The organism is Rhodococcus sp. GQ147 (assembly GCF_059759155.1).
In genome coordinates, this window is record NZ_JCAXDU010000040.1 from 1 (window position 1) to 6,849 (window position 6,849).

At 61.7% G+C, this 6,849-nt stretch carries 7 protein-coding genes and 1 pseudogene; 3 read left to right on the plus strand and 5 right to left on the minus strand.

The window, feature by feature from the left end:
• On the minus strand, positions 1-532 hold a 532-nt coding region (locus AC6CID_RS24725; RefSeq protein WP_498354641.1), incomplete at its 3' end, for an NAD(P)/FAD-dependent oxidoreductase.
• On the minus strand, positions 529-1,566 hold the full coding sequence (gene gshB, locus AC6CID_RS24730) for a glutathione synthase (protein WP_498354642.1): 1,038 nt from the start codon (positions 1,564-1,566) through the stop codon (positions 529-531). The genes gshB and AC6CID_RS24725, both read right to left, overlap by 4 nt.
• A 152-nt stretch (positions 1,567-1,718) precedes the next feature.
• Between gshB and AC6CID_RS24735 the strand changes: the two genes are divergently transcribed.
• From AC6CID_RS24735 to AC6CID_RS24745, 3 genes are all read left to right on the plus strand, one after another.
• Entirely contained in the window at positions 1,719-2,945 is a 1,227-nt protein-coding gene (locus AC6CID_RS24735; protein ID WP_498354643.1) for a glutamate-cysteine ligase family protein, read from the plus strand.
• A 424-nt stretch (positions 2,946-3,369) separates the two neighbouring features.
• Positions 3,370-4,308 carry an IS110 family transposase gene (locus tag AC6CID_RS24740; protein WP_498354644.1) on the plus strand — a complete coding sequence of 313 codons (939 nt, stop codon included), beginning with the start codon at positions 3,370-3,372 and terminating at the stop codon, positions 4,306-4,308.
• Positions 4,202-4,603, plus strand: a complete 402-nt coding sequence (locus AC6CID_RS24745) for a helix-turn-helix domain-containing protein (protein WP_498354646.1) — start codon at positions 4,202-4,204, stop codon at positions 4,601-4,603. The genes AC6CID_RS24740 and AC6CID_RS24745 overlap by 107 nt, the downstream gene beginning before the upstream one ends.
• 143 nt (positions 4,604-4,746) lie before the next feature.
• On the opposite strand, the pseudogene AC6CID_RS24750 reads toward AC6CID_RS24745, so the two are convergent.
• The 3 genes and pseudogenes from AC6CID_RS24750 to AC6CID_RS24760 all read right to left on the minus strand — a co-directional run.
• Positions 4,747-4,968 (minus strand): annotated as a pseudogene (locus tag AC6CID_RS24750) (integrase core domain-containing protein); the annotation flags it as partial.
• A 43-nt stretch (positions 4,969-5,011) separates the two neighbouring features.
• Positions 5,012-5,317, minus strand: coding sequence for a DUF6262 family protein (locus AC6CID_RS24755; RefSeq protein ID WP_039584094.1), 306 nt, complete (start codon positions 5,315-5,317; stop codon positions 5,012-5,014).
• On the minus strand, positions 5,314-6,612 hold the full coding sequence (locus AC6CID_RS24760; RefSeq protein ID WP_498354645.1) for a tyrosine-type recombinase/integrase: 1,299 nt from the start codon (positions 6,610-6,612) through the stop codon (positions 5,314-5,316). The genes AC6CID_RS24755 and AC6CID_RS24760 overlap by 4 nt, the downstream gene beginning before the upstream one ends.
• Positions 6,613-6,849 lie beyond the last annotated feature (237 nt).

Here is a 6,849-nt window from a genome sequence, read left to right on the forward strand (position 1 = left end):
GCCCAATGTATCCGCCTCCTGCAACGAGCACGGTTCCTCGCGAAGATTCGCCAGGACGCTCTCTTGTGAAGTTGGTGATCCATTGCTCGGCGTCTTCCGGCGTTTTTACTGCAGCAACTCCTGGGATCAGAGACCCAGCGGAATCAAACATCCACGCTGGAAAGATCGGCCGTGCCCCTGTCGCGATGACAAGGTCGTCAAAGGAAATGGTCTCGATCTCGAAGCCGACCCGATAGGTCACCGTCCGGCGATCGGTGTCGATCGCCGTCACCTCGGCCCCGGTACGCAAGTCGACACCCATCTCACGGTGCCGTTCCGGACTGCGCGCGACCAGCTCACCAAACTCGTCCACGTCACCGGCAATCCAGTACGGAAGCCCGCACGCTGAATACGACGTGTAAGAGGACTTTTCAAGCGCAATCACTTCGACGTCGACCCCCGCAGAGCGGGCGGAGCGTAAAGCTTGGTGAGCTGCGCTCATACCAGCTGCATCGGCGCCGAGCACAACAATTCTGCGGACCCCCGGCATCATGCGCTGACCTCCACCGTGCTCGCGTGAGTGGCTTCAACCCATGCCACTAATTCGCCTGCCAGGTCCGTCCCACTCAGGGCGTCTATTTCTCGCACGCCCGTGGGGCTTGTAACGTTGATTTCAGTCAGCAGACCGCCGATGACGTCAATTCCCACGAAGACGAGTCCTTGTTCGCGAAGATGCGGCGCCAAGCGAGCACACAGTTCACGATCGTCCAAGGTAACCTCGTCGCGAACTGTCGCTGCTCCGGCTGCCATATTGCATCTGAAGTCATCTCCGAGAGCCACACGTCTCACGGATCCGAGGGGCTCACCGTCGATGACGATGATGCGGCGGTCACCGTCGATAGCTGCTTCGATCCATTGTTGCACCACTACTTGACGTGTGCCATGACCGGTGGCCCCGTCGAGGATCGAATGGAGGTTCACATCCGCGGGGTCGAGGACAAGGATCCCACGACCGGCCATTGCGTCCGTCGGCTTCAACACAGCCTTACCCCAGCTTTGAACCTTCTCGATGATTGTGCTTTTGTCTGCCGACACGAAGGTCGCCGGCCCGAGCGTCGGTACGCGAAGACCGAAGAGCTTCTCATTGGCGTGTCGTAACCCCGCAGGGCTATTCACCAGGATGGTCGCCTCCGGATTGACGAAGTCAAGGATGAAGGTTGCCCGGAGATAAGCATCGTCAACGGGAGGGTCCTTACGCATGAACACTGCGTCAAAGTCATCGAGCCGCCGAGTCACGGGCTCGTCTTGCGCGTACCAGCAATCGACGGTAATCCACCGTCCACTCTCAAGGACTGCCGGTTCCACGGTCGTACGACGGCACTGCGCAACAGCTACCGCATCATCGACGGCAAGATCGGGTAACGAGGTCACGCTGACGAGATGACCGGCTCGTTGAGCGGCTTCGATAATCGCGACGCTCGTATCGTGCTCCGGGCGGAGGGTCTCGATGGGATCGATGATCAGCAGAAGTTCCAGTTGCTGCCGCGGGGTCCTTTCCGGTGAGCGGCGATCCTGGTTCGCGGTCATGTCGTGGCCTCTCAGGGGTAGTGGTCATCGCCGGGCTGGACGACCGTTCCGTTCTGCGAAAAAGGGTGTGTTGTTCCGAACGTGAGTTGTGTAATAGTGATACAGAACACCGTAGCGCTAATCTTCTTAGCAGTCAACGAATCGGAGGCGTCATGCCGACTCGCAAGCCCACCCTGTCGCACTCTCAAGCACTCAACCTGTCGAGTGCAATGTTCCTCCCCACCGGAGAAGACCTCATCGGGCTTGAGTGCGAATGGCCCGTCCGTGACTGGAATATCCCATCTCAGCGCCCGCACCTCGTTGAGGTTGAATCCATCGCCGAGCCCCCATTGCCTGGGGGCGGTCGAATCACCGTAGAACCCGGCGGACAGGTAGAACTCTCCTCCTTCCCCGTACCCGGAGTCAGCCCCGCTATTGATCGAGTCAATAGCGATGCCGATGAGATTCATGCGCGCCTACTGGGGTTAGGCTTGAATTTCGAGGTCCGCGCTGTCGAACGTTCCCGTCTGCCCCAACGAATTCTGCACAAGCCTCGGTACCAGTCCATGGAACGGTTCTTCGACGCGCGGAACGCGGCGGGACGGTGGATGATGTGCAATACCGCATCCCTGCAGATCAATGTCAGCAACGACTACACCGATCCGTTGCATCGCTGGTACACGCTCAACCGAATCGCACCTGCGCTGGTCGCTATGTTCGCCAACTCCCGAGGTGTTGATATCGGCGGACAGGCTTGGGCCTCACTCCGTCAGGGTATTTGGATGTCAATTGACCCTGCTCGAACCTCGCCGGTGTCAACAGAACTTCCTCCTGCCGAGGCCTGGCTGGACTACGCACTCAACGCCGATGTCATGCACGTGGTCAATCCTGAAGATCCCTCCCTTGGACAATCGGTTGCCCCGGGGATGACATTCCGTTCCTGGATGCAAGATGGTGGCAAGTACGGGTACCCGACGGTGGAAGATCTTCAGTACCATTTCAGCACATTGTTTCCCCCTGTCCGTCCCCGAGGCTGGCTGGAGTTGCGTGTCCTCGATGCGTTGCCGAGTTGGATGCGCACCGCAGCGGCGCTGACTGTCGCCACCTCTATGCAGAGGGACGTTTCCGCAGAAATTTGCGCTAGCATATACGACCTGTCCAACCTGCACATCGTTGCCGCGCGCGACGGCTTCGCCAATCCCACCATCGCTACGGCTGTGCGGACGTTGTCTCGGATCGTCCTGGACAACGTCCATATCGTCACCGACCGCAGCGATCATATTGATGCCCTCCGTCAGTTCATCTCTCGATACACCTCTCGCGGTATTTCTCCTGGGGACGACACCAGCAGAGCCCTTCCCATACGCCTGTGTGACTCACGGGATATCGCGGTCGGTTAGGTACCCAGAATCTTCGTCGACAGACCGCCGCCGGAGCGGCCAACAGCATGATCAGGCGGCTCGATTCGCGGATTCGTGTAATTTACGGAGTCCCCTGTGTGACCCGAGTTGACTCATTTCGTTAGACGATATGAGGGGCTGGGCTGGGGCCTCACTCACATGTGAAGGGACTGATGTAGGAACAGGTGACGTGGATGATGAAAGGGTCCTCGTCGGCGGTGCGTGTGACCCTACAGGTGACTGACAGCCGTAGTGCTTGTCTTCCAGTTGATCTGTCCGCGTGTCAGGTCGGCGGGGGCGTCCGATGCATGTCGGCCAGGGAGACGAGCATGACTTCATATGAGCTTGGTGTCAGCCCCGTCAACGTCTTGTCTGCTCGGATCCCTGGCCGGCGTGCCCACTGGTGAGGAAGGCACGGTCCATCATGACGATATTCATTTCCGACGCCGTCGACTCCCCGCCGGTCGAGGTCGTTGCGGGTGTCGATACGCACGCGGACAGCCATCACGTCGCGGTCCTGACCGCTATGGGAGCACGATTGGGAAACCTGCAGGTGCCCGCAACCTTGGCGGGCTACGAGCAGCTTGCCGCGTTCGTCCGCTCCTTCGGCGTGATCCGGCTGATCGGGATCGAGGCAACGGGATCCTACGGCGCCGGCCTGGCCCGGTACCTGATGGCGTCGGGCATCGAGATTCGGGAAGTCCTTCGCCCTCGTCGTGCGCAGCGTCGGCAAGGCAAGTCCGATCCCATCGATGCGTATGCCGCAGCGCAGCAGGCACTTGCAGAGCCGGAGTCTCTCCCGGTTGCCAAGGCCGGTGACGGTGTCGTGGAGCAGATTCGGGTGCTGCTGACCGTGCGGCGCAGCGCTATCAAAGCGAGGGTGGCTGTCATCCGGCAACTCAAGTCCTTGTTGGTCACGGCACCCGAAACGCTCCGAACCCGCTGGTCGAGATTGGGTGAGCACGCACTGATCGACGGACTGGCCTCGACTCGCCCTGGAACGGCGACCGACTCGGTCCTCACGGCGACCGCCCATGCTTTGCGGCGGCTTGCTCGCCGCTATCAGTACCTCACCCAGGAAATCGTGGAGTTCGACGACGATCTCCGTGTCCTCGTCGATCGTGCCGCTCCGACGATGATCGCGACGAAGGGTTACGGTGTGATCACCACGGCAACGCTCCTCGTCACCGCCGGCTCGAACCCCGAGCGGCTGCGGTCACCAAGCATCGTTCGCTGCCCTGTGCGGGGCATCCCCCATCCCGGCATCGTCAGGCAAGACGACCCGTCATCGTCTCAATCGTGGTGGGGGCCGGCAAGCGAACTGGGCACTTCACCAGATCGCTCTGGTGCGTCTGTCCAATGACCAACGCACCAAGGACTATGCGACCCGGCTGCGAGCGAGCGGAAAGTCGATGAAGGACATCATGCGATGTCTCAAACGAGCAGTCGCTCGTGAGGCCTTCCACCTGATCGTCCACCCGAATCCGGCGCCGAAGACGGAGGACTTGCGAGCACTGCGCCACCGACGTGGGATCACCCTCGCCCAGGCCGGGATCAATCTCGGTGCCGAACCCGCCCGCTTGAGTGAACTCGAGCGCGGTAAGCGACCTAATGCCGATCTGGCAATTGCTTACCGCGCCTGGCTCACTGCCGTTTGACACGCTGTGAATCTAGAGATGGCTGGTCCGGGACTGGCTGGCAGGGTGGGTGTTGGTCGCTCCACCGTGGTCGTGACTCATGACAAACATGACCCCGTCATGGGTGTGGGCCTTACCCCCAGCAAATGGACACGGGTGGTGGATTACGCCGCGGATGCCAGCGTAGCGATGTAGAGGGTCTCGTAGGTGTTCGGGGACCGGTGTCCGCACCAGGAATGTCGTCGTCGGGTGTTGTAGCGGGTGACCCAACGGAACACCTGACGCCGGCACGTGGCTTCGTCCGACCAGACGTTCGCGTTCTGGAGGACTTCTCGTTTGAGGGCGGCGTTGAAGGATTCGGCGAGACTGTTGTCGGCGCTTTGACCGGCTAATCGCGGCTCGGATCTCGGCGATCACAGTCGGAATGGTTCATCGCCGGGACGGCGGCGTGCGGCGAAGTCGCCGCAGTTGCTCCTCGTGTCTGGTGACACTGCCTGCGAGCTCTTCGACGACAACACGCAGATGTGCGACCTCGGTGGCCAGACCGGTCAAAGTACGAGCCTCGGTCTGCCGGGTGCGATGCTCGTCCACGACAGCCCGCAACTGAGTGTTGCGGTAGAGCGTCGCCCGACCGATCTGCGCCCGCTGCGCGACGGCAGTGAACGTGATCGGCTCGCCCACGGCGGCGAGCTCCGCGCAGACCCGCTCGACCCTGACCAGCGTATTCTCGCTCATCCGGCCGCCGATGCGTCAATCAGCGCGTCGAGTCGGGACACGAGAGCGCGATGCCGCTCCGCCTCCTCGATCCAGCCACGCTTCTGTGCGTCCTCGGCGAGTTCCCGGGCGTCGACGCGTTGCGCCGAAAGGACAGCGAGGTGGGTGGAGTCGGTGTGGAAACTCGGGCAGTGCTCGCAGATGTTGGCATACGGGCACGAACCTTGTGCGGGCGCCCGCAAGCAGTATCCGCCGGCCAACCTGGATTTGATCGCCGGTGCGTCCTTCCACCCGCCGTCGCCGGTGACGTCGGTCAGCGGGAGCTGGGTGCGGCCTGCCGGAATCGGCCCGATGCGGCTCTTCGCCAGATCCAGAGCCCGTTCGTATTCGCTGCGCACCGTGGCATCGAACAGATGCGCATAACGCAGACTCATCTGGGTCGACACATGCCCGAGCAGAGCCATCAACGCCTGCAAGGACACACCGGCGTTGATCAACGCCGTGGCGTAGGTGTGCCGGAGTTGATGTGGAGTGATGTGCCCCAACCCCGCCGTGGCGGCAGCCCGGTTCAGCTCACCTCGAACTGCGCTCTGCGAGAGTCGTTTTCCGTGATGAGTGAACAGGAAGTCCGCGGGTGCACCCGTGCGAGGATGACGGAGCGGCCGACCAGGTGAGCGGGTGGCGGTGATGCGGTCGACAAGGGTGAGAACTTCCTCGTCGACCGGGATCATGCGTTCGGAGTCGAGTTTGCCGAGAGGAACTTTCAGCCAGGATCCCTGTCCGGGGATTTCGTGGATGCAGTCGAGTTCGAGGTCGAGCAGTTCCCCGATCCGCAGCCCGCATGCGCGTTGCACGAGTAGTGCATCGGCGGCGAGTCGGTAGGGTGAGTCCGATAGTGCTGCAGCAAGTTTGCGATCCGCATCGACCGGAAGATATCGAGGCAGGACGCGTTGCCCGCGAGGAAGATCGGTGCGGAAGATCAATTTCCGCGGGGGTGCATCGTCCCAACCCCATTCGGTGATCTCGGCGAGGAAATTACTCACGGCGTGGACACGCCGGATCCGGTCCGCGACGGTGATCGGCTCACCGGTAACACTGTTGACGGTCGTGGTCAGCGACGTGATGAACGGCTCGATGTGCCGACGCCGATCCAGTGCGGCCAGCGAGACGATGTCGGGGTCGATGGTGGCGAGGTAGCGGCCGAAATGCGCCAGCCGGGTGGCCAGGCTGCTGACGGTCTTGGGTGTGCAGGTCGCGCGTTTGCGGTGCAGATAGGACACGAACGCCGGCCGCAGCGCAGCGGGAACGTCGGCCATCCGCTCCTCGAAGGACAGCGGAGCGACCGCCGGCCCTGCTTCGTTGTCGAGGATCCCGAGATGAAACAGGATCTGGCGGGCACTGTGGGTGGTGGCGCGATAGTGCTTGGCGCCTCGCCCGGTATGCATCTGTCGAATATCGCACGCGTGCAACAGGTCCTGCAGATCATCTTCGCGCAGATCGGCCAGAGGGAATCCTGTTTGGATCAGCAGCCTGGCGATGATCTGCGAGCCGAT

Bases quoted from the DNA above. Each gene is read 5' to 3' on its own strand.
- AC6CID_RS24755 (WP_039584094.1), bottom strand. From the start codon at position 5,317: ATGAGCGAGAATACGCTGGTCAGGGTCGAGCGGGTCTGCGCGGAGCTC.
- AC6CID_RS24760 (WP_498354645.1), bottom strand. From the start codon at position 6,612: ATGGCCGACGTTCCCGCTGCGCTGCGGCCGGCGTTCGTGTCCTATCTG.
- gshB (WP_498354642.1), bottom strand. From the start codon at position 1,566: ATGACCGCGAACCAGGATCGCCGCTCACCGGAAAGGACCCCGCGGCAG.
- AC6CID_RS24740 (WP_498354644.1), top strand. From the start codon at position 3,370: ATGACGATATTCATTTCCGACGCCGTCGACTCCCCGCCGGTCGAGGTC.
- AC6CID_RS24735 (WP_498354643.1), top strand. From the start codon at position 1,719: ATGCCGACTCGCAAGCCCACCCTGTCGCACTCTCAAGCACTCAACCTG.